Source organism: Streptacidiphilus jiangxiensis (genome assembly GCF_900109465.1).
Taxonomy (GTDB): Bacteria; Actinomycetota; Actinomycetes; order Streptomycetales; family Streptomycetaceae; genus Streptacidiphilus; species Streptacidiphilus jiangxiensis.
Genome location: NZ_FOAZ01000002.1, coordinates 567577 through 588393, shown reverse-complemented (window position 1 = coordinate 588393; position 20817 = coordinate 567577). Strand labels below are relative to the sequence as shown.

Sequence of the window (20817 nt, the reverse complement as noted above, 5' to 3'; positions counted from 1 at the left end):
GTCGTGCCAGCACTCCAAGGGACCGAGAACCGCAAAGGACAGACCCTCCGGTGCCGACACCATAACCCCCCCACCAGCACACTGCCCCCGCGACCGGCGGAGTCGATTCCGCCATGCCGTTGTCGGTGGAGTATAGGAGGGCTCAGGCGTTACTGGTGGGTTTGTTCTCTTGATGTGTCACGAACATTGCCCAGTCGGGAAGTTGGACGTCACGCCGACGCATCCGAGGACGGACCGCGCCGGACATCAGCAGGGCCACCGCGGCGCCGTGGGTCGGCTCCGTGGCGACCTGGGCGAAGGCCCAGGGCTCGAGGGCGGACGGCTCCAGGGTCGAGGGCCCGTGCCCGCCGAAGCCGACGCAGAAGCTGTCCAGCTCCGCCCACAGGCCGTCGCCGGTGCCCTTCAGATAGGCCTCCTTGCGCACGAAGCAGTGCAGGAAGGCCCGCTCCTGGTCCTCGGGCGGAAGGGCGCGGATCGCCCGCTGCTCGGCCGGGTGCAGCAGGGGCACCAACTCGGTGCCCGGCACCGAGGCGAGGCTCTCCACGTCCACCCCGACCGGGGTGGAGGCGAAGGCGAGCAGGGCCATGCCGTTCGTGTGGGACAGCGAGAAGTGCAGCCCCGGCTCGGCACCGACCACCGGCCGCCCGTGCGGCCGCCCGCAGCCCCGGCACGGCGCCCGCTCCACCCGCACCTGGTCGGGCGCCTGCCCCAGGTAGGCGCCCAGCAGCAGGCGCAGCGAGACGTGCGAGGCGAGCAGCGAGGCGCGCCGCTCGTCGTCGCCGCACCGGTCGATCCTGGCCCGCTCCTCGGCGTCCAGCAGCGGCAGCAGCCGCTCGGCGGCGGCCAGCTGCGCGGCGTCCGGCCGCAGCAGCCACAGCTCCACCACTCCGCGGGCCGGCCGGTGGCCCGCGGGCGGCAGCAGTCCGGTCCCGTCTGCGGTCTGATGCGGGATCTGGTGCACGGTCCCCTCCTGGCTCACCCGGCATTGGCACGGCACCGGCGAGTCTGTGGAGCCCGCCTAAAGCCGCGCTAGGCGGCCGGTGGTGACCCGCGAGGGCTCGCGGTGGTTCGCCGCCGGCCGACGCGGCTTAAGGGAGATGCAAATCAGCCGTCCCACGCTCGGACCGCGCAAGCGCCAGAGACCCGGGTGGAGGGAGTGGGCCGTGCCAGAGAGCGGTACGCCGGGGCAGAGCCCCGGCAGGCCGAAGGGCGAGGTGCGGCTGCGCACCCGGACGGTGCACGGTTACCGCCGCGCCTTCCGGATGGCCGGACAGGGCTCCGCGGTCCTGCTGATCCACGGCATCGGGGACTCCTCGGTGACCTGGAACCCGGTCATCCGCGGACTCGCCCCCCACTACCGGGTGATCGCCCCCGACCTGCTCGGCCACGGAGCCTCCGACAAGCCCCGCGGGGACTACTCGGTCGGCGCCTACGCCAACGGCATGCGCGACCTGCTGTCGGTCCTCGGCATCGAACGGGTCACGCTGGTCGGGCACTCGCTCGGCGGCGCCGTCGCCATGCAGTTCGCCTACCAGTTCCCGGAGCGCACCGAGCGCCTGGTGCTGGTCGGCACCGGCGGCGTCGGCCGCGAGGTGACCCCGCTGCTGCGGGCCGCCTCGCTGCCCGGGGCGGAGTTCGTGCTCTCCGCCCTGCGCCTGCCGACCGTCCGGTACCAGGTCAGCCTGCTGGTCAGGCTGCTGCAGAAGCTCGACACCGGGCTCGGCCTGGACGCCCCGGACCTGATCCGCACCGTCGACGCCCTGCCGGACGCGGCGGCCCGGAACGCCTTCATCCGCACCCTGCGCGCCGTGGTCGACAGCCGCGGCCAGGTCGGCACCCTGCTGGACCGGTGCTACCTGACCGAGGGCATGCCCACCATGCTCGTCTGGGGCGAGCGCGACCAGGTGGTCCCCTCGATCCACGCGGGGATCGCCCATGTGTCCATGCCCGGCAGCCGGCTGGAGCTGTTCGAGAACGCCGGTCACTTCCCCTTCCACAGCGATCCGCAGCGCTTCGTCTCGGTGGTGCACGACTTCATCAGCACCACCGAGCCGGCCGGTTACCGACCCGAGCAGTGGCGGATGATGCTGCGCGGCCACCAGCCGAACCCTCGGGCGCAGCGCCTCGCCGACATCCTGATGAGGTCCGCATGACGCGATACCTGCCCACGCGACGAGTCCCCGACGACCGGCTTCTGCTCCTCTGCTTCCCCTACGCCGGAGGCGGAGCCTCCGCCTACGCGAGCTGGCAGCGCCGGCTCGGCGACCGGGTGGAGGTGCTCCCGGTCCAGCTGCCCGGCCGGGAGGGACGCGGCGCCGAACCGCGGTTCACCGAGCTGGCCCCGCTGATCGCCGAACTGCACGAGGAGCTGGGGCCCGAACTGGAGCGCCCGCACGTGCTGTTCGGCCACAGCATGGGGGCACTGCTCGCCTTCTCCCTCGCCCAGCACCGCTACCTGCTGGGGGAGCGGCTGCCCGAGGCCCTGGTGGTCAGCGCCTTCCGGGCGCCGCACCTGCCCGCGCCCAAGCTCGGCGGCTCCGACGTGGGCGACGAGGAGCTGATCGACACGCTGGTCGGCCTCGGCGGCATACCGAGGATCCTGCTGGACCATCCCGAGTGGCTCAGCGCGCTGCTGCCCGTGGCCCGCGACGACCTGCGCCTGTGCGCGGCCCCGGTCGCCGGTGACCCGCTCCCCGTTCCGCTGCACGCCTACGCCGGTCAGCACGACGCCCTGGTGACGCCGACCGAGGTCGCCGAGTGGGTCCAGTACGCCGGCTGCGGCTTCACCATGCGCACCCTGCCCGGCGGCCACTTCTACCTGCGCGACGACGAACAGTTCTTCCTCGACGACCTCGGCCGCGCCGTCGACGACCTGGCCCTGCTCGCGCGTTGACGTCCCGCCGTCCGGCCACCCACGGGCGGCGCCCCACCCCTTAAGCCCACCGCAAGAGGCGCTGCCTAGCGTCGCAACCGAGCCCGCCCCACGCCTTGGAGTTGAGGATGACTGTCACGACCGAGACCGACGTGCTGATCGTCGGTGGTGGCCCCGCCGGGGCGCTGCTGGGCACCCTGCTGGCGCGCCGCGGCATCGCGGTGCTGGTGGTCGAGCGGCAGACCACCTTCGACCGCGAGTTCCGCGGCGAGACCCTGGCCGCGCCCTCCGTGGACTCGCTGCGCGGCCTGGGCTTCGGTCCCGCGCTCGACGCGCACGGCTTCCTGGAGACCGAGGCCGTGACCATGCGGATGGAGGGGCGCGACGTCCTGCATGTCGACTACCGCCGCTTCCCGATCGGCACCCTGCCGATCGACATCCCGCAGCCGAGCCTGATCGGGATCTTCCACGACGCCGCCACCGCGCTGCCGAGCTTCTCCTACGGCGCCGGCACCGCCTTCACCGACCTCGTCGTCGAGGACGGCGTCGTCCGCGGCGCCGTGCTCAAGGAGGCCGACGGGACGCGCACCACCGTCCGGGCCCGACTGGTGGTCGGCGCCGACGGCCGCTTCTCCAAGGTGCGGCGGGCGGCCGGGCTGGAGGCCGACGTCCAGCCGATGGCCCGCGACTTCCTCTCCTTCAAGCTGCCGCGCCCCGCCGGCTGGAAGCACGAGGCCGAGCTGATCGCCGACGGCGAGAAGCACATCATGGTCCTGCCGACCTTCCCCGACCTGCTGCGGATCGGCCACAACCTGCCCAAGAAGGGCCTCAGCCAGCTGAAGCGGGCCGGCTTCGAATCCTTCCGCGACGGCATCGCGGCCCTGGACGAGCGGATCGCGCCGCTCGTCCACGAGCACCTGACCTCCTGGGACGACACCTCGTTCCTGGAGATCTTCACCGCCGAGCTGGACCGCTGGTCCCGCGACGGCCTGGTGCTGATCGGCGACGCCTCCCACACCTGCACCCCGATCCTCGGCCAGGGCGTCAACGTCGCCCTGCAGGACGCCATCGTGCTCACCCCCGTCATCGCCCGGGCCCTGGCCGATGGCCAGGGCCCGGTGACCGAGCGGCAGTTGGCCGGATTCGTGCAGCAGCGCCGGACGCACAAGCGGTTCGTCACCAAGTTCCAGCGGATGCAGGAGGACGCGCTGTCCAAGAACAGCCCGCTGCAGAAGCTCGCCCGCCGCGCCCGCTACCGCCTGCTGGACAAGCTGCCGGTCAAGTACAAGATGTTCGACCGCGTCATCAACGCGCCGCACGAGATCGACCCGGTCGACCGGGAGCTGGGCCGCAAGGCTCCGGCCGTGGTCGCGGGCTGAGGGGCGACACGATGCTGACGAAGCTGCTGCGGCTCTTCTCCTCCGGGCCGAACATCGAGGACCTGCACGACTTCTACGCCAAGCGCGGCCGCCTGGACGAGCACGCCCACGTCCGGGCCACCTACCGGGTGCGGATCGACGCGCCGGTGGACGTGGTCTGGGGCCACCTCGCCGACATCGCGCGGTGGCCCGACTGGAGCGCCGGGATCACCGACGTGCAGCTGCCGCACGGGGTGGCCGTGGACCGGCCGTTCCACTGGCGCAACGGGATCCACCGGATCGACTCCCGGATCGCCGTGCTCGCGCCCGAGCAGGAGATCAGCTGGACCGGCGTCTGCGGCGGCTTCCTGGCCAAGGCGGTCCACCGCCAACTGCTGGTCGCCGACGGCGACGGCACCTGGGTGACCGCCGAGGAGTCCATGTCCGGCCCGCTGCTGCCGCTCTACTACAGCGACGCGAAGCTGCGCGACTCGCTCGTCTCCTGGATGGCCGAGCTCCAGCGGGTCGCCGAGGCGGCCCGGTCGGCCGCGCCGCGCGCGCACGCGGCGGCGACGCAAGACCAGCTTTAGCCCCTGTTGCGACGGTGGCTCTGCTGTCGAAGTACCCGCCGTCGAAGAACCCGCCGTCGACGAACGCACTGTGAGGAGGAGGTGGCCGTGCGCTGGGACAGTCTGTATCTGGCGGGCCTGGGTGCCTGTCTGCCGGACCGTCGGGAGACGGCCGCCGAGGCCGTCGCCGCCGGCCGGTACACCGCGGACGCGGACGCCGCCAACGGTATCCGTGCGGTCCGGGTGGCCGACCCGCGGACAGAGGGCCCGGCCGTGATGGCGGCCTCCGCCGCGCGCCTCGCGGTGGCCCGGTCGGGCCTCGCCGCCGAGGAGTTCGGGCTGGTCGTGCACGCGGGCTCCGGCCACCAGGGCCAGGACCTGTGGACGCCCGCGTCCTACGTGCAACAGCACTCCGTCGGCGGCCACGCCGCCACCGCCGAGGTGCGGCAGGGTTCGGTGGGCGGCCTGGTCGCCCTCGAACTCGCCGCCTCCTGGCTGGTGGCCAGGCCGGACACCCCGGCGGCGCTGGTCACCGCCGGCGACTCCTTCCACCTGCCCTACGTCGACCGCTGGACCCTGGACGACCAGCAGGTCTTCGGGGACGGCGCCGGTGCCGTCGTGCTGTCCCGCTCCGGCGGCTTCGCCCGGGTGCTGAGCACGGTCACCCGCGCGGACTCCTCGCTGGAGGCCGTGTACCGGGGCACGGAGTGGACGCCCGCGCCCTTCGCGGACGGGCGGCCGGTCTCGCTCGCCGCCCGCAAGCGGGCCCACTTCGCCGGGGACGAGCAGCGACTGCGCGGGGCCATGGCCACCATGACGGACCGGCTCCGCACCGTGGTGGAACAGGCCCTGGACGAGGCCGGCGGGCTGAAGACCGCCGACGTCGCCCGTGTCGTCCACGCCAACCTCGGCCTGCCGGTGGCCCGGTGGGGCCTGTGGGAACCGCTGGGCCTGGACCCCGAACGCACCCTCCACGCGTGGGGCCGGGACCTCGGCCACATGGGCGCCGCCGACCAGTTCGTCGGCCTCGACCACCTCGTGCGCACCGAGCCGCTCGCCGCGGGCGACCACGTGCTCGTCGTCGGCGCCGGGACGGGCGTGGTGTGGAGCGCGGCCGTGCTGCAACTGCTCGCATCCACGCCTCTCGCACCCACGCCTCCCGCATCCACGACCCTCGCACCCACGACCCTCGCAGCCGAACCGGACCACTGAATCCGACTGCCCCGCACCGCCTCCTGATTCCACGCCCTGTGAACAGACGCCCAGTGAGGAGACCAGACACCATGACCACGGTCGCGACCACCCCGCCCGGTGCGGAGGCGAGCGGACCGGAGCCGGAGTCCGCCTTCGACCGGCTCCGCGCCCTGAACACCGAGGGCCGCCTTGCCGCCGAGTTCCCCTCGCTGCCGAGCCTGTTGGCCGAGGTGGCGGCCGGGGAGAGCGGCACCGCGGACCTGGCCCGCGCCGGGCAGTTCCTGGCCCGGGTCGCCCCCGACGACATCCTGGCCGCCCACCCGGACACCACCGTCGTGAGCGTCGCGGTGGCCGGCCACTCCACGGTGGGCCCGGTCGCCGGTCCGCTCACCGCCGAACTGGCCCGGCACGGCTTCGCGCTGCGGCTCTCCCTCGGGGACTTCGACGGCTACCTGCGTGAGCTGCAGGACCCCGAGAGCCACCTGCACACCGCCGGCACCGACCTGGCGCTGGTGATCCTGGACGCCCAGGCCGTCTTCGACGAGCTGCCTCCCGTCTGGCGGGTCGAGGACCTGGAGCGGGCGGCCACCGGCAAGCTGGCCCAGCTCGCGGTGCTGGTCGAACGCTTCGCGGCGCGCGAGGGCGCGGGCACGCTGGTTCTCAACACCCTGCCGCTGCACCGCCACCACACCCACCAGCTGGTGGACCTCAAGTCCCGTGCCGCGCTCGGCGTCGCCTGGCGCGAGTTCAACGCCGGGCTGCTGAAGCTGGCGGCCAGGCACGAGCGCGTCGTGGTCGTCGACCTGGACCCGCTGGTCGCCCAGGGCGGTTCGCTGAACGAGCCGCGGATGGCCTCCTACGCCAAGGCCAACCTCGGCGAGGAGCTGTTGGCCCGCTACGCCCGCGAGATCGGCCACCTGGCCCGGACCCTGAAGGGCCGGTCCAAGAAGGTCCTCGTGGTCGACCTGGACAACACCATGTGGGACGGCATCCTCGGGGACGACGGCGCGGACGGCATCGCCGCCGCGACCACCTTCCGCGGCGAGGCCTTCGGTAACTTCCAGAAGATCGTCCGGCAGATCGGCTCCCAGGGCGTGCTGCTCGCGATCAGCAGCAAGAACGACCAGGAGCCGGTGTTGGAGGTGCTGCGCACCCACCCGGACATGCAGCTGCGTGACACCGACTTCGTCCGGATCAACGCCAACTGGAACCCGAAGGACGCCAACCTGCGGGACATCGCCGACCGGCTCAACCTGGGGATCGACAGCTTCGTCTTCGTCGACGACTCCCCGTTCGAAACCGGCCTGGTCGCCTCCAGCCTGCCCGAGGTCGCGGTGGTCCGGCTCGACGAGGAGCCGGCCCTGCACATCGACAAGCTGCTGGCCGACGGCTGGTTCGACGTGCGCGAGCTGACGGCGGAGGACCGCGAGCGCGGCGCGCTCTACCGGGTCGAGGCGGACCGCCAGGACCTGCTGGACTCCAGTGGCTCGATGGAGGAGTACCTGGACAAGCTGGGCGTGAAGGTCCAGGTGGCGGTCGTCGGTGACGGCGACCTCGCCCGGGTGGCCCAGCTGACGCTGCGCACCAACCAGTTCAACCTGACCACCGAGCGCCTCCAGCCCGCCGAGGTGCGGGCCCGGCTCGACGACCCGGCGCACCTGGTGCTCTCGGTCCGCTCGGGCGACCGCTTCGGCGACAACGGCGTCGTCGGCGCGCTCTTCGCCCACCGCGAGGGCGAGCGCCTGCACATCGACAACCTGATCCTCAGCTGCCGCGTCTTCGCGCGCGGGATCGAGCAGACGACGGTGGCGTCGCTGCTCGCCCATGCCCGCGACGGGCTCGGCGTCACCGAGGTGACCGCGGCCTACCGGCCCACCAAGAAGAACCACCGGGTCAAGGACTTCTGGCCCAGCCTGGGCTTCGAGCAGACCAGCGAGACGGAGGAGGGCGAGCTCGGCTTCACCCACTCGCTCGCCGCGCTGCCCGAGGTCCCCACCTATGTCCACCTCGACGCCGACCTCGGAGGCTCCTGACCATGACCGTGACCGTGCTGACCGAGGACTCCTTCCTCGAGCTCGTCCGTGACGAGCTGGCCCTGCCGCTCGCCCAGAGCGACCTGGAGTCCGACTTCGACCGCGTCGTCGCCTGGGACTCGCTGCAGACGCTGCGCCTGGTCGCGGCCGTCGAGAAGCGGACCGGCAAGCGGGTGCCGGTCGGCCGCGTGCTCGCGGAGCGGAGCCTGCGCGGCATCTACGACGTACTGACCGCCTGAGAGCTGGGCCGGGCACGGTGTTCCCCCGCACCGTGCCCGGCCCCTCGGGCATTTCCCGCTGAACCTGCTGCCCCCTCCGCCTTCGGACGAAAGCACTGATGACATGTTCGCCTCAATCGCCACGCTGATGCACAAACGACGCCGACTCGCCCTCCTCGCCGCCCTGGTGCTCCTCGTCCTCGCCGGCGCGGTCGGCGGCTCCCTCCAGCAGAAGCTGACCAACGGCGCCTCCGACTACGACGACCCGAGCGGCGCCAACGTGGCCGCGCGGCAGACCATTCAGCGCGCCACCGGGATCGACCCGCAGCAGGGCTACGTGCTGCTGGTCCGCTCCGACGAGAAGCTCACTGCCGACTCGGCCGCCCCGGCCGCCGTCGCCGAGGCCGTCAAGGTGCTCAAGGCGCGGCCCGAGGTCAAGCAGGTGCTGGACTTCGCCGACTCCAAGATGCCCACGCTGATCTCCACCGACGGCCACAGCACTGCCGTCGTCGCCGAGCTGGGCCCGCTGCCCTCGCCGGGTGACGTCGACGCCGTCAAGGCGCTGCAGGCCGCCGTCGCGGCCGATCCGCTGCTGGCGGGCACCACCCTGGTCGGCGGCGCCACCCCCGGCCACGTCCAGGTCGCCGACGTCTCCACCAAGGACCTCGGCCTCGGCGAGACGATCGCGCTGCCGATCCTGCTGGTCCTGCTCTTCTTCGTCTTCCGTGGCCTGGTGGCGGCGTTCATCCCGCTGGTCGGCGGCATCTTCGCGATGATGCTGGCGATGGCGCTGACCCGGGTGCTCACCACCGTCACCTCGGTCTCCGCCAGCGCGATGGACCTGATCTTCGCCCTCGGGCTCGGCCTCTGCATCGACTTCAGCCTGCTGATCGTCTCCCGCTTCCGCGAGGAGCTCGCCGCCGACCAGGCGCGCGGCGTCACCGACACCGCCCCGGCGCTGCGCCGCACCGTGCTGACGGCCGGCCGCACCGTCGCCTTCAGCGCGTTCACCGTCGCCGTGGCGCTCTCCGCGCTGCTCGTCTTCCCGCTGCCCTACCTGCGCTCGCTCGGCAGCGCCGGCATCCTGACGGTGCTGTCCGCCGCGTTCTTCGCGCTGCTGGTGCTGCCCGCGGTGCTCGCCGTGCTGGGCCGGCGGATCGACGCGCTCTCCTTCGGTCGCGGCCGCGCCGCGAGCGCCGAGCGCGTGGTGCGCCGCTGGGAGCGGCTCGCCCGCGGCGTGATGCGCCGTCCGGTCGTCTACGCCATCGGCGGCGTGGCGGTGCTGCTGGTCATCGCCTCGCCGATGCTGGGGATCAAGTTCACCGGCGTCGACTCCTCGGTGCTGCCGCTCTCCACCAGCTCCGGCCAGGTCGCGCAGCAGCTCTCCACCGAGTTCGCGCAGCAGCCGGCCGCCGCCCGGATCGTCCTCGACGGCGGCGCGAGCGCCTCCGCGGTGGCCGACTACGCCACCCGCCTCGGCCAGGTGTCCGGTGTCCGTGCCGTCAGCGCGCCCGTCGCGCTCGGAGCCGACCACCAGGAGATCGACGTCGCCCTCTCCGGCCAGCCGCTGCAGGCGAGTTCGCTCACCGCGGTGCAGCAGCTGGAGCGTGTCGCCGCGCCGACCACGGCCCGGTTCACCGGCGCCACGGCCGACTTCCTCGCGCAGCGCGCCAGCATCGGCGACCACCTGCTGCCCGCCGGCCTGCTGCTGGCCGCGCTGACCATGCTGCTGCTCTTCCTGTTCACCGGCTCGGTCTGGCTCGCCGTCCAGGGCCTGCTGATGAACGCCCTGTCGGTCGCCGCCTCGTTCGGCATGCTGGTCTTCGTCTTCCAGCACGGCCACCTTGGTTCCCTGCTCGACTTCACCGCCACCGGCGCACTGGAGGAGACCTCGCCGGTCATCCTCTTCGCGCTCGCCTTCGGCCTCTCCACCGACTACAACGTCTTCCTGCTCGGCCGGATCAAGGAGGCCCGCGGCAAGGGCCAGGACGAGCGCGGCGCGGTGGCCGTCGGCCTCTCGCGCACCGGCGGCATCGTGACCTCCGCGGCGCTGCTCTTCGTCGTCGCCATCGGCGCGCTGGGCATCTCCCACCTCACCTTCATCAAGGAGCTGGGCATCGGCGCGGCCTTCGCCGTCCTGATCGACGCGACCGTCGTCCGCACCCTGCTGGTCCCCGCCCTGATGGCGCTGCTCGGCAAGGCGGCCTGGTGGGCCCCGGGCCCGCTGCGCGCGTTCCACGCCCGCTTCGGCGTGAACGAGGGCGGCTCCGTCGAGGAGGAGCCGGCGGCCGAGGCGGCTCCGGTCGCCGACCCGGACCTGGCCACCTCCGCCGTCTGAGTGCACGACAGTGGGGCCCGGTCCGGATTCTCCGGACCGGGCCCCACGTCGTTGAGCCTGCTCAGAGGTCCAGCACGAGCCGCTCGCCACGGCAGCGGGAGACGCAGATCAGCATGATGTCGCCCGCCTCGCGCTCGGAGTCGCTGAGGGTGCTGTCACGGTGCTCGGGTTCGCCCGACAGGACGGGCGTCTCGCAGCTGCCGCAGGTGCCCTGGCGGCAGGAGGGGGTGGTCGGGACGCCGGCCTCCTCGACCGCGTCGAGGATCGACATGTCCGCCGCGATGCGCAGCACCTTGCCGGTCCGGGCGAGCTCGACCTCGAACTCCTCACCGGGCTCCTGCGGGGCGGCGGTGAAGCGCTCCACGTGCAGGGAGAGGCCGCGGGCCGCGGCGTCCGGCAGCGCGGCGAAGCGCTCCTCCAGCGCCGCCAGCAGCGGCTCCGGGCCGCAGCAGTACACCGACGTCCCGGCGTCCAGGGCGGCGAGCGCCGCGTCAAGGTCCAGCAGGCCGAACTCGTCCTGCGGGCGCGGCTCCACCCGGTCGCCGTAGGCTGCCAGCTCGTCCAGGTAGGCCATGGACGTCCGGGTGCGGCCGCCGTACAGCAGCCGCCAGTCGGCACCGGCCGCCTCCGCCGCGCCGATCATGGGCAGCAGCGGCGTGATGCCGATGCCCCCCGCGACGAACAGGTGGGCGGTTCCGGCCGCGAAGGGGAAGTCGTTGCGGGGCCCACGTGCCGTCAGCACGTCACCGACGGCCACCTGCTCGTGCAGCAGCGCCGAGCCGCCCCGGCTCTCCGGCTCCCGGAGCACGGCGACGCGCCAGCGCTCCCGGTCGGCCACGTCGCCGCAGAGGGAGTACTGGCGCAGCAGGGTGCGGCCGCCGTCCTGGGGGAGCAGCAGCTCGACATGGGCGCCGGGCGCCCAGGCCGGAAGCGGGCTGCCGTCGACGGCGCGCAGCTCGAACGCGGCGATACCGGCGGCCGGTTCGGTCCTGGCGGTCACGATCAGCCGCAGCTCGCCGAGGACCGGCGCCGTCGACGCGGGGGCGGCCGACTCCTCGCCGCGGGGGCGCCGTCGCGCGCCCCCCTTGAGGATCCGCATGATGTTCACCCGTGGTCACCTCCACCGTGGTTGCTCTCCCGGAGCCTCCGGGCCAGGAGATGGTCCGCGGCGAAGCTAAAGCCCGGCCTGTCCGCAGGCCGGGCTTCGCAGTGACCGGGTCAGTGGTTGAGCAGCCACCACAGGCGGTCCTTGGTCATCAGCAGCTGCAGCACCAGCACCGCGGAGTAGAACAGGGCCGGCGTCCTCGAGCCCATGTCGAACAGCGCGAGCGCGGCGCCGCCGAGGATCAGCAGCTCCAGGCCGAGCCTGAGCACACCGGGGATCTCCACCACGCTGGTGCCGCTCACCTGGGCCCGCGCGGTGGCGAACGTCCCCCAGGCGGCCGCCGCGAGCAGCGGCAGACCGATGGTGGCGGGGATGCGCAGCGTGCCCGAGGTGGTGTGCCAGGCCCAGGCACCGAGGCTGGCGATCGCGGCCAACTCCAGCCCGAACGCGATCAGCTGGGTGTGCATCGGGAACGACAGGGTGGTGGCCTTCATGGGGTCCTCCAGGTGCGTGGGAGTCGGCGTTCGCCACACGGCGACACTCGGTCGCGACGCTACGCACGCGCGCCTGCGCCCCGCTTAAGCGATCCCGCCCGGGGCGGCGCAAGCGCGCCTTAAGGGCGACGCGGAACCTTTCCTGCGCGAGCCGTCGGCACCGCGCCGGGGCGAAGGGAGTGAAGGTGAGTATCGACGAGAGGACCGCGCCACTCGTCGCCCAGGTGCCTGCTGCGGCCCAGGGCGAGAACCGGCGTTGGTGGATCCTGGTCGTGGTGGCGTCCGTACAGTTCATGGTCGGTCTCGATGCGACCGTGGTGAACGTGATGCTCCCGCAGTTGCAGCGCGGCATCGGGCTGTCCATCGCCAACACGCAGTGGGTGATGAGCATCTACGTGCTGCTCTTCGGCGGCCTGATGCTGATGGGCGGCCGGTTGGCCGACGTGATGGGCCGCCGCCGGGTGCTGCTGGCCGGCATGGCGCTGTTCGTCTTCGGCTCGGTGCTGGCCGGTACCGCGCACGGCACCGACCAGCTGCTGATCGCCCGTGCCCTGCAGGGCCTCGGCGCCGCGGGCCTCGCGCCCGCCGCGCTCTCGATCATGGTGACCAGCTTCCCGAACCCGACCGAGCGCGCCAAGGCGTTCGGCATCTGGGGCACCGTCATCGGCGTCGGGGCGAGCATCGGCACCCTGCTGGGCGGTGCCATCATCGACATCGGCTGGCGCTGGGCCTTCTACATCAACATCCCGATCGGCGTGGTGCTGGCGGTCGCCGCCGTCACGTTGATCCCCGGACGCACGGCGCGTGGCGGCGCGCGGCAGCCCGCCGACATCGCGGGTGGCCTGACCTCGACGGCGGGTCTGCTGCTGCTGGTCTACGGCATCACCGCGATCGGCAGCCGTGGCTGGAGCAACCCTGTCACCCTCGGCTCCTTCGCTGGTGCGGCGGTGCTGCTCAGCGCCTTCGTGCTGATCGAACAGCGCAGCAGCGCCCCGCTGGTGCCGCTGCGGCTCTTCCGCGGCCGGGGCCTGGTGACGGCCGGCCTCGGCCAGATCCTGGCGGCCGGGGTCATGCTGCCCTGCTTCTTCCTGCTGCCGCAGTTCATGCAGACCGTCCTCGGCTACAGCCCGTTGCAGACCGGTCTCGCCTACATCCCCACCAGCCTGGCCATGATGACGGTCGCACCGATGGCGTCGAAGCTGGTCGCCAGGACCGGCCCGATGGCGCTCTACCTGGCCGGCACGGTGGCGCTCGGCGCGACGGTGGCCCTGATGCTCGGCGCCAAGGTGCACGCCGGCTACTGGTCGCTGCTGCTGCCGGTCACCGCGCTGCTCGGCATCGGTCTGGTGCTCTGCCTGATCACGGCCTCCATGGTCGGCACCTCGCAGGCCACCGAGCAGGACGCGGGCGTCGTCTCGGCGCTGCTCAACTCCTCCAGCGAGATCGGCGGCGCGCTCGGCCTGACGGTGGCGGCGACGCTGCTGCAGACCCGCACCGCCAATCTCATGGCGCACGGCATGGGCCAGCAGGAGGCCTTCGTGCAGGGCCTGCACCGGGGCTTCGGCGCGCTGCTGGTCTGGATCGTGCTGGGCGCGCTGGTCGGCGTCTTCGGCTTCCGCGGCCTGACGGCGACGGGTGAGAGCACCGCGGCGGTCTCCCAGGACTGACGCCCACAAGGCGAACCGCCCCACGGCCGCGGCGGCCGGGTCACCACCCGGTCGCCGCGGCCTTCGCTTGCGTCCTGACCCGCCCTGACCTGGGCCCCTCTGCGCAGGAGGCGCTTTAGCGGCCCCGCCCACACTGAGGCCGACCCCGCACTCGCGCACACGCACACCTGGGAGACAGCATGCGCTGGGAGAACATCTACGTCGCCGGCCTCGGCGCCTACCTGCCGGAGCAGGTGCAGACCGCGGACGAGGCCGTCGCTCTCGGCCTCTACGACGCCGACGAGCGGGTCGGCAACGGCATCCACGCGGTGCGCGTCGCGAACGACGAGGAGGCCGCGCCGGTCATGGCGGCCGCGGCCGCTCGTACCGCCGTGGCCCGCTCGGGCCACGACGCGCAGGACTTCGGCCTGGTCGTGCACGCATGCATCGGCCACCAGGGCCAGGAGTTCTGGACCCCCGCCCACTACGTTCAGCAGGAGACCGTCGGCGGGCGCGGCAGCGCCGTGGAGATCCACCCCGGCTCCAACGGCGGCCTGGCCGGTGTCGAGCTGGCCGCCTCCTACCTGACCGCCCGACCCGCCGAGACGGCGGCGCTGATCACCGTCGCCGACGCCTTCAAGACCCCCTACTTCGACCGCTGGGCCTCCGACAACCAGCAGGTCTACGGCGACGGCGCGGGCGCCCTGGTGCTCTCCAAGCGTGGCGGCTTCCTCCGCCTGGTCTCCACCGCCAGTCTCACCGACGCGACGCTGGAGCCGATCTACCGCGGTGTCACCGGCTGGACCGAGGCGCCCTTCGCCGACGGCAAGCCCGTGGACCTGCGCTCGCGCAAGCGCGACTACCTGCTGCTGCACGAGGACGCGTACGAGGCGACCATCAACCAGATGACCGTCAACGCCGGCCAGGTGCTGCAGGAGGCCCTGGACGAGGCGGACATGAAGCTCGCCGACGCGCAGCACTTCGTGCACGCCAACATCGCCGAGTCCATCGCGACCTACTCGTTCTACATGACCCTCGGCGTCGACCGGGCCACCACCACCTACGACTGGGGCCAGAACATCGGCCACTGCGGTGGCGCGGACCAGCTGCTCGGCCTCAACCACCTGGCCGAGGCCGGTCGGCTCAAGGCCGGCGACAAGATCGTGACCATGGGTGTCGGCGTCGGCTTCACCTGGACCGTCGCGGTGCTGGAGGTCGAGTCCGCCCCGTCCTGGTGAGGTTCGCGCCTCCCCGCGTTCCGCGCCCGCATTCGACTCCGCGTCCCCACCGCGCGTCCCCACCGCGCGTCCCCACCCCCACAGCTGCGGACCCCGTCGGCCCCCCGTCCGACGGGGTCCGCTCCGCGACGACCGGCCCAGGAGAACCGATGGCAGCGACCACCCCCGTTCAGGCCCCGCCCCGCGTGGACCGCCCCGGTCCGGAACCGGTCCGCCGCAGCGGCGCCCACGTGCCCGAGCGGTCCTACGTCGTCCGGCCCGCGCCGGGGGCGGTTCCCGTGCTCGGGCACGTCTGGCGCCTCTGGCGGGACCCACTGGCGTTCCTGCGCTCCCTGGCCGGGCAGGGCGACCTGCTGGAGATCAGGATCGGACCCAAGCGGGCCTATCTGGCCGCCGACCCGGACGTGGTCCGCGACCTGCTCCAGGACCCGCGCACCTTCGACAAGGGCGGTCCGCTCTTCGACACCGCCCGCCGACTCACCGGCAACGGCCTGGTCACCTCCCGCTACGCGGACCACCGCGGCCAGCGTCGGATGCTCCAACCCGCCTTCCACGCCGCGCAGATGCCCGGCTACACGGACATCATGATCGAGGAGTTCGAGGCGGAGGCCGCGAGTTGGCGTTCCGGCGAGGTCGTCGACGTGCGGCAGCGGATGCAGGCGCTGACGCTGCGGATCGTCACCCGCACCATGTTCGGCGAGCTCGCGAGCGAGGCCACGATCGACGGTGTGCAGGAGTGCCTGCCGGTGATCATGGACGGCGTCTACCGGCGCATGGTCACCCCGACCCGCCTGGCCGAGCGCCTGCCCACCGCGCACAACCGGGCCTACGAGCAGGCCCTGACCCACATGCACGAGGTCATCGACCGCACGATCGCGGACTACCACGCGCGCGGCCGCGACGAGGGCGACCTGCTCTCCCTGCTGGTCAACACCCGCGATCCGGAGACCGGGGCGCCGCTCTCGGACCAGGAGATCCACGACCAGGTCATGACCATGTACCTGGGCGGCAGCGAGACCACCGCCAACGCCATGGCCTCCGCCTTCCACCTGATCTCCGAGGCCCCCGACGTCGAGGCCCGGCTCCACGCCGAGCTGGACGCGCTGCCTCCCGGCCGGGAGGCGCTGCGCGAGGCGGTCGGCCACCTGGACTACGCCTCGCGCGTCACCACCGAGGCGCTGCGGATGCGCCCGCCGGTCTGGCTGGCCACCCGCACCACCACCCGTCCCGCCGAGCTGGCCGGCCGCCGGATCGAGCCGGGCACGATCCTGCTCTACAGCCCCTACCTGCTCCACCTCGACCCCGCCACCTACGAGGCGCCGGACCGGTTCGACCCGGACCGCTGGCTGCCCGAGCGGACCACCCGCCGGCAGCGCACCGCGTTCCTGCCCTTCGGCGCCGGCAACCGTCAGTGCATCGGCAACGGGTTCAGCATGATCGAGGTGAACGTCGCGCTGGCGACGGTCGCCTCCCGCTGGACGCTGCGGCTGGCTCCGGGCGCCTCGCTCAGCACCACCCCCGCGGCCAGCCTCGGCCCCGGCCCGCTGCCGATGACCGTGCAGGCCCGCCCCCGCCGCGAGACGGCTGCGCCTGCGACGGCGGCAACCGCGCCCGCGCCCGCGAAGGCTGCGCCCGCGTCGGCGGTGCCCGCGACGGCGGGGCCCGCGATGGACGCCGCCGGGACGGCCCGAACCGCGAGGGCTGGGGCCGCGATGGCTGCCACTGGGACGGCCGGGACCGCGACGGCCGCGGCCGGGACCACCGCCACCGCGACGGTCGCCGCCGCCAAGGCCGCGCCCGTGCCCGTGTTGGCCGGGACCGGGACCACCGCCGCCGGGTCCGAGGACGTCTGCCCCTTCCAGCGGACGGCGGCCCCCGGGCCGGACAGCGTGGAGGTGGCGCGATGACCCCGACCACCGTCGCGCCGCAGCGGGCCGCCGCCACCGTCCGTGGCCGGAGCGAGGCCTCGCCCTGGCTCGGCGAACGCATCACCGAGCGCGTGGCCCGCGTCGTGACGGCGCCGCCGCACCGGGCGGTCGCCGCCCTGGTGGGGCCGAGCCGGCTCACCGCCGACCTGGCCGACTGCGTCGAGGCCGTCTGCCGGATCGCCGGGGAGGACCCGGCGATCGTCCCCGACGGCCTGCTGCCGTTGCTGTTGGGCGGCAAGCGGCTGCGTCCGCTGCTCGTCCTGGCCGTCGGCTACGCCTGTCGCCCCCTCGGCACCCCGCACCGGCGCGCCCGCACCGTGCAGAGCGCGGCCGTCGTCGAACTGCTGCACCTGGCCAGCCTGGTGCACGACGACGTGATGGACGGCTCCCGGCTGCGCCACGGTGTCGCCACCGTCAACGCCGAGGCGGGCGTCGGCCGGGCGGTGCTCACCGGTGACTTCCTGATCGCCCAGGCGCTGGCCGCGGCCGGCTCGCTCGGCGCCGCGGAAGGCGTGCTGGCCGCCCGCACCTTCGCCCGGCTCTGCCAGGGCCAGGCCGAGGAGGGCGCCGCCCTCTTCGACCCGAGCCGCTCCGAGGAGTCCTACCTGCGCGCCGTCGACGGCAAGACCGCCTCGCTCTTCGAGGCCTCCTGCGAACTGGGGGCCATGGCAGCGGGCCTGACGACCACGCAGTGCGCAGCACTGGCCCGGTACGGACGGCATCTCGGCATCGCCTTCCAACTCAACGACGACATCCTCGACTTCACCGCCGACTCGGCCCAGCTGGGCAAGCCCGTCGGACACGACATCGGGCAGGGCGTCTACACCCTGCCGCTGCTGCGCACCCTGCGCGCGCGGCCCGAGCTCGCGTCGCTGCTCGCCCGCCCGGAGGAGATGGCGGCCAGGGTCCGCGCCGGGGACGCCCTCGCCGGGACCGCCCGGCTGGCCTCCGCCCACGCCGGACTTGCCGTCGCGGCCCTCGCGGAGGTGGGCGAGCCGCTGCACCCGGCCGGCCACGGAACCCTGGCCGAGCTGGCGGCCGCGCTGACCCGTCCGATCCTCCCGCCCGCCGAGGAGACCCGACCATGGTGACCACCGCCCGCCCCGCGCTCCCGGACGCCTCCGCCGTGGCGCCGGACGCTCCGCTCTCGGTCCAGGTGCCGCCACTGGTGCGGCGGTTGAGCTCCCGCTGCAACCCGGCGCTGGTCTGGCTGGAGCAGCGCACGGACCGCTGGGCCCGGCGGCACCTGCGCCCGATGTTCCCCGACGACGCCGCACTGGACCGGTTCCTGGACCACCGGTACGCGCTCTACACCGCGCTCTCCTACTCCCGCGCCGAACCGGAGCGCCTCGCCGACATCTGCGACTGGGAGCTCACCTGGTTCGCCCTGGACGACCTGTGCGCGGAGGGCGATCCGCGTCGGCATGTCGGCGGCTTCCCCGATCTCTACGCCATGCTCGCCGCCGCCGCCCACGGCGCCGACCGCGGCTCGCTCCCGCCCTACGGGACGGTGCTGGCCGAGGTGGGGGACCGGCTCCGGTCGCGGATGACGCCGGGCCAGTGGCGGCGCTTCCTGGCCTGCGTCGACTTCACCATCGACGGCTTCCGCCGCGAGGACGAGGCCCGCGCCCGCGGTGAACGCCTGGGCTACGAGGAGTACCTCGAGATCCGTTACGCCTGCTCGGGGATGCACTGGGTGTTCCTGATGTGCGAGTACGGCCTCGGCATCGACCTGACCGAGCAGTTCGCGCTCCACCCGGAGCTGGGCACGCTCGTCGACATCGCCCTGGAGCAGACCTGCTTCGCCAACGACGTGGTCGCCTACCGCAAGGAGGTGTTGCTGCACGACGACCCGATGAACGTGGTCGCGGCCGTGCGCGCGGACACCGGCTGCGACCTGCAGACGGCGATCGGCACCGCCGCCCGACTGGCGCAGCGGCGCGAGGACGAGTTCATCCGCTGCCGCGACGGGATCCTCGTCGGCGAGGCGGGCGCCGACCCGGCGGTGCGGGCGTTCCTCGACGAGATGAGCCACTTCGTCTCCGGGGTGCTGCTGTGGCAGTACATGTCCAGCCGCTATCTCGGCGCGGGCCACGTCTGGACCGGCCTGACCCACGGCCGCTTCGTCCTCCACCGGGACCGCACCGTCGTCCTCGGCCCCACCGCCGAGACGGAGGCCGCCCTCGAGGAGGCCGCCCGACTGCCCGTCCCGGCGTTCCGCCCGGGCCGACCGACGCCCTTCCGGGAGGCGAACGCGCGATGACGACAGAGCAGATGACCGAGCCCGAGGCCGAGGCCGGGACCGGGGCGGAGCCGATCCCGTACCCGTTCCCGCGCCCCGACGCGCTCACCCCCTGCCCGCACTACGCGCGGTTGCGCGAGACGCAGCCCGTCGCCCGGGTGCGGATGCCCAGCGGGGACAGTGCCCACCTGGTCACCACCTACGACGAGGTGCGCGCGGTGCTCGCCGACCCGCGCTTCAGCCGCGCCGCGACGCTCGCGGAGGGCGCCCCGCGGCTGGCGGCCGCGCCGCAGCGCTTCCCGAGCCTGCCCAATCTCGACGGCGCCGAGCACGCCCGCGTGCGGGCGCTGGTCTCGCGGGAGTTCACGGCGCGCCGGGTGGCCGCGCTGCGGCCCCGGATCCAGCAGCTGACCGATGCCCTGCTCGACGAGATGGCGGCGCGAGGCGAGGCCGACGGCCGGACCACCGACCTCGTCCAGGCCCTCGCCTTCCCACTGCCGGTGCGGGTGATCTGCGAGCTGCTGGGCGTGCCGCAGGCGGATCAGGAGCGGTTCACGGCCTGGTCGGGCGCGTTCGTCGCCACCACGGGCAGTACCGCGGAGGAGATGCTCGGGGCCATCGCCGCGCTGCGCGACTACTTCGCCTCCCTGTACGCCGAGAAGCGCCGGAACCCGGGGGAGGACCTGCTCTCCGCGCTCGTCTCCGTCCGCGACAGCGACCAGGAGCGGCTGAGCGAGCAGGAGTTGCTCTTCCTCGGCGTGAGCCTGCTGGTGGCCGGCCACGAGACGACGGTCAACCAGATCGGCAACAGCGTCCTCGCCCTGCTCGCCGAGCCCGGGCAGGCGGACCGGTTCCGGGCCGACCCCGACGGCGTGCCCGCCGCCGTCGAGGAGCTGCTCCGCCTGCACCTGCCCGGCGACGAGACGCTGCTGCGGATCGCCGTCGAGGACGTGGACCTGGGCGGGACGTTGATCCGGGCCGGGGAGGCGGTGCTGCCCTCGCTGGGCTCCGGCAACCGCGACGGCGCCCGCTTCGCCCAGCCGGAACGGCTGGAGCTGGACCGTCCGCTCAACGCCCACCTGAGCTTCGGCCACGGCATCCACTACTGCCTCGGCTCCGGACTGGCCCGGGCCGAGCTGCAGATCGCCCTGTGGACGCTCTTCGAGCGCTTCCCGACGCTGCGGCTGGCCGTGCCCGCCGAGCAGGTGCCGCGCACCTCCGGGCGACTGATCACCGGCGTCGCATCCCTGCCGGTCAGCTGGTGAACCGCGCCCGCGGGCGGTTCCGCCCCTCCTTCCGGGTGCGCTGGTGGCTGCGGACGCTGGGCAGGGAGGGCCTGTTGGCCCTGGTCCACCTGGGCGCCTACTTCAGTGTGACCACCCCGGAGTACGCCGCGCTGGTGGCGGCCGAGCGTCCGCGCCGGCCCTCCCCGGGGCATCCGGAGCGCCTGGTGCCCGGTCGGCCGCCGGGCACCGGCGAGGCCGCGCTGTGGGAGCAGTTCGACCACACACTCACGCACGTGGGCGCCGCAAGAAGGCCTTAAGCACGGCCGGTGAGCATCGGACCACCGGTGCCCCCCGGC

18 protein-coding genes are annotated in these 20817 nt (G+C 73.4%); 15 read left to right on the top strand and 3 right to left on the bottom strand.

Going from position 1 to position 20817, the window contains the following annotated elements; all coding sequences use genetic code 11:
• Window positions 1-142 precede the first annotated feature (142 nt).
• Window positions 143-961, bottom strand: a complete 819-nt coding sequence (locus tag BMY61_RS06150) for a 4'-phosphopantetheinyl transferase family protein (RefSeq protein WP_052438428.1) — start codon at window positions 959-961, stop codon at window positions 143-145.
• A 202-nt stretch (window positions 962-1163) separates the two neighbouring features.
• Here BMY61_RS06150 and BMY61_RS06145 point away from each other — a divergent pair, with 202 nt between their 5' ends.
• The 8 genes from BMY61_RS06145 to BMY61_RS06110 all read left to right on the top strand — a co-directional run bounded on the left by BMY61_RS06145 (window position 1164) and on the right by BMY61_RS06110 (window position 10582).
• Window positions 1164-2153 (top strand): alpha/beta fold hydrolase, encoded by a 990-nt coding sequence (locus BMY61_RS06145; protein ID WP_042443921.1) that lies wholly within the window; start codon window positions 1164-1166, stop codon window positions 2151-2153.
• The gene (locus BMY61_RS06140) at window positions 2150-2893 is read left to right on the top strand and encodes a thioesterase II family protein (protein ID WP_042443919.1); all 744 of its coding nucleotides are present in this window, start codon (window positions 2150-2152) and stop codon (window positions 2891-2893) included. Before BMY61_RS06145 ends, BMY61_RS06140 begins: the two co-directional genes overlap by 4 nt.
• A 107-nt stretch (window positions 2894-3000) precedes the next feature.
• Entirely contained in the window at window positions 3001-4251 is a 1251-nt protein-coding gene (locus BMY61_RS06135) for an FAD-dependent monooxygenase (RefSeq protein ID WP_042443917.1), read from the top strand.
• A gap of 11 nt (window positions 4252-4262) precedes the next feature.
• The gene (locus BMY61_RS06130; protein WP_042443916.1) at window positions 4263-4820 is read left to right on the top strand and encodes an SRPBCC family protein; all 558 of its coding nucleotides are present in this window, start codon (window positions 4263-4265) and stop codon (window positions 4818-4820) included.
• 87 nt (window positions 4821-4907) lie between these two features.
• Window positions 4908-6011, top strand: coding sequence for a ketoacyl-ACP synthase III family protein (locus BMY61_RS06125; protein ID WP_143094183.1), 1104 nt, complete (start codon window positions 4908-4910; stop codon window positions 6009-6011).
• Between the two features lie 71 nt (window positions 6012-6082).
• A complete protein-coding gene (locus BMY61_RS06120; protein ID WP_042443913.1) occupies window positions 6083-8026 on the top strand; it encodes an HAD-IIIC family phosphatase in 1944 nt (647 codons plus the stop codon).
• A gap of 2 nt (window positions 8027-8028) precedes the next feature.
• The gene (locus BMY61_RS06115) at window positions 8029-8265 is read left to right on the top strand and encodes an acyl carrier protein (RefSeq protein ID WP_052438426.1); all 237 of its coding nucleotides are present in this window, start codon (window positions 8029-8031) and stop codon (window positions 8263-8265) included.
• A 103-nt stretch (window positions 8266-8368) separates the two neighbouring features.
• On the top strand, window positions 8369-10582 hold the full coding sequence (locus BMY61_RS06110) for an MMPL family transporter (protein ID WP_042443911.1): 2214 nt from the start codon (window positions 8369-8371) through the stop codon (window positions 10580-10582).
• Between the two features lie 61 nt (window positions 10583-10643).
• Here the strand turns inward: BMY61_RS06110 and BMY61_RS06105 are convergent, their stop codons facing one another.
• Window positions 10644-11681 carry a PDR/VanB family oxidoreductase gene (locus BMY61_RS06105; RefSeq protein ID WP_082014819.1) on the bottom strand — a complete coding sequence of 346 codons (1038 nt, stop codon included), beginning with the start codon at window positions 11679-11681 and terminating at the stop codon, window positions 10644-10646.
• Window positions 11682-11800: 119 nt separating this feature from the next.
• Window positions 11801-12181, bottom strand: a complete 381-nt coding sequence (locus BMY61_RS06100) for a YrdB family protein (RefSeq protein WP_052438425.1) — start codon at window positions 12179-12181, stop codon at window positions 11801-11803.
• A 185-nt stretch (window positions 12182-12366) separates the two neighbouring features.
• On the opposite strand from BMY61_RS06100, the gene BMY61_RS06095 reads away from it, so the two are divergent.
• The 7 genes from BMY61_RS06095 (at window position 12367) to BMY61_RS06065 (ending at window position 20778) form a co-directional block, all read left to right on the top strand.
• Complete coding sequence (locus BMY61_RS06095) at window positions 12367-13848, top strand: MFS transporter (RefSeq protein ID WP_083555134.1); 1482 nt, start codon at window positions 12367-12369, stop codon at window positions 13846-13848.
• A 179-nt stretch (window positions 13849-14027) separates the two neighbouring features.
• Window positions 14028-15065, top strand: coding sequence for a ketoacyl-ACP synthase III family protein (locus BMY61_RS06090; protein ID WP_042443909.1), 1038 nt, complete (start codon window positions 14028-14030; stop codon window positions 15063-15065).
• A 149-nt stretch (window positions 15066-15214) separates the two neighbouring features.
• Window positions 15215-16972 (top strand): cytochrome P450, encoded by a 1758-nt coding sequence (locus tag BMY61_RS06085; protein WP_075003767.1) that lies wholly within the window; start codon window positions 15215-15217, stop codon window positions 16970-16972.
• Entirely contained in the window at window positions 16969-18084 is a 1116-nt protein-coding gene (locus BMY61_RS06080) for a polyprenyl synthetase family protein (RefSeq protein WP_052438422.1), read from the top strand. The genes BMY61_RS06085 and BMY61_RS06080 overlap by 4 nt, the downstream gene beginning before the upstream one ends.
• The gene (locus tag BMY61_RS06075) at window positions 18078-19256 is read left to right on the top strand and encodes a terpene synthase family protein (protein WP_042443905.1); all 1179 of its coding nucleotides are present in this window, start codon (window positions 18078-18080) and stop codon (window positions 19254-19256) included. The genes BMY61_RS06080 and BMY61_RS06075 overlap by 7 nt, the downstream gene beginning before the upstream one ends.
• The gene (locus tag BMY61_RS06070) at window positions 19253-20500 is read left to right on the top strand and encodes a cytochrome P450 (RefSeq protein ID WP_042443903.1); all 1248 of its coding nucleotides are present in this window, start codon (window positions 19253-19255) and stop codon (window positions 20498-20500) included. Before BMY61_RS06075 ends, BMY61_RS06070 begins: the two co-directional genes overlap by 4 nt.
• On the top strand, window positions 20497-20778 hold the full coding sequence (locus tag BMY61_RS06065; protein ID WP_042443900.1) for a DUF6059 family protein: 282 nt from the start codon (window positions 20497-20499) through the stop codon (window positions 20776-20778). The genes BMY61_RS06070 and BMY61_RS06065 overlap by 4 nt, the downstream gene beginning before the upstream one ends.
• Window positions 20779-20817: the final 39 nt, after the last annotated feature.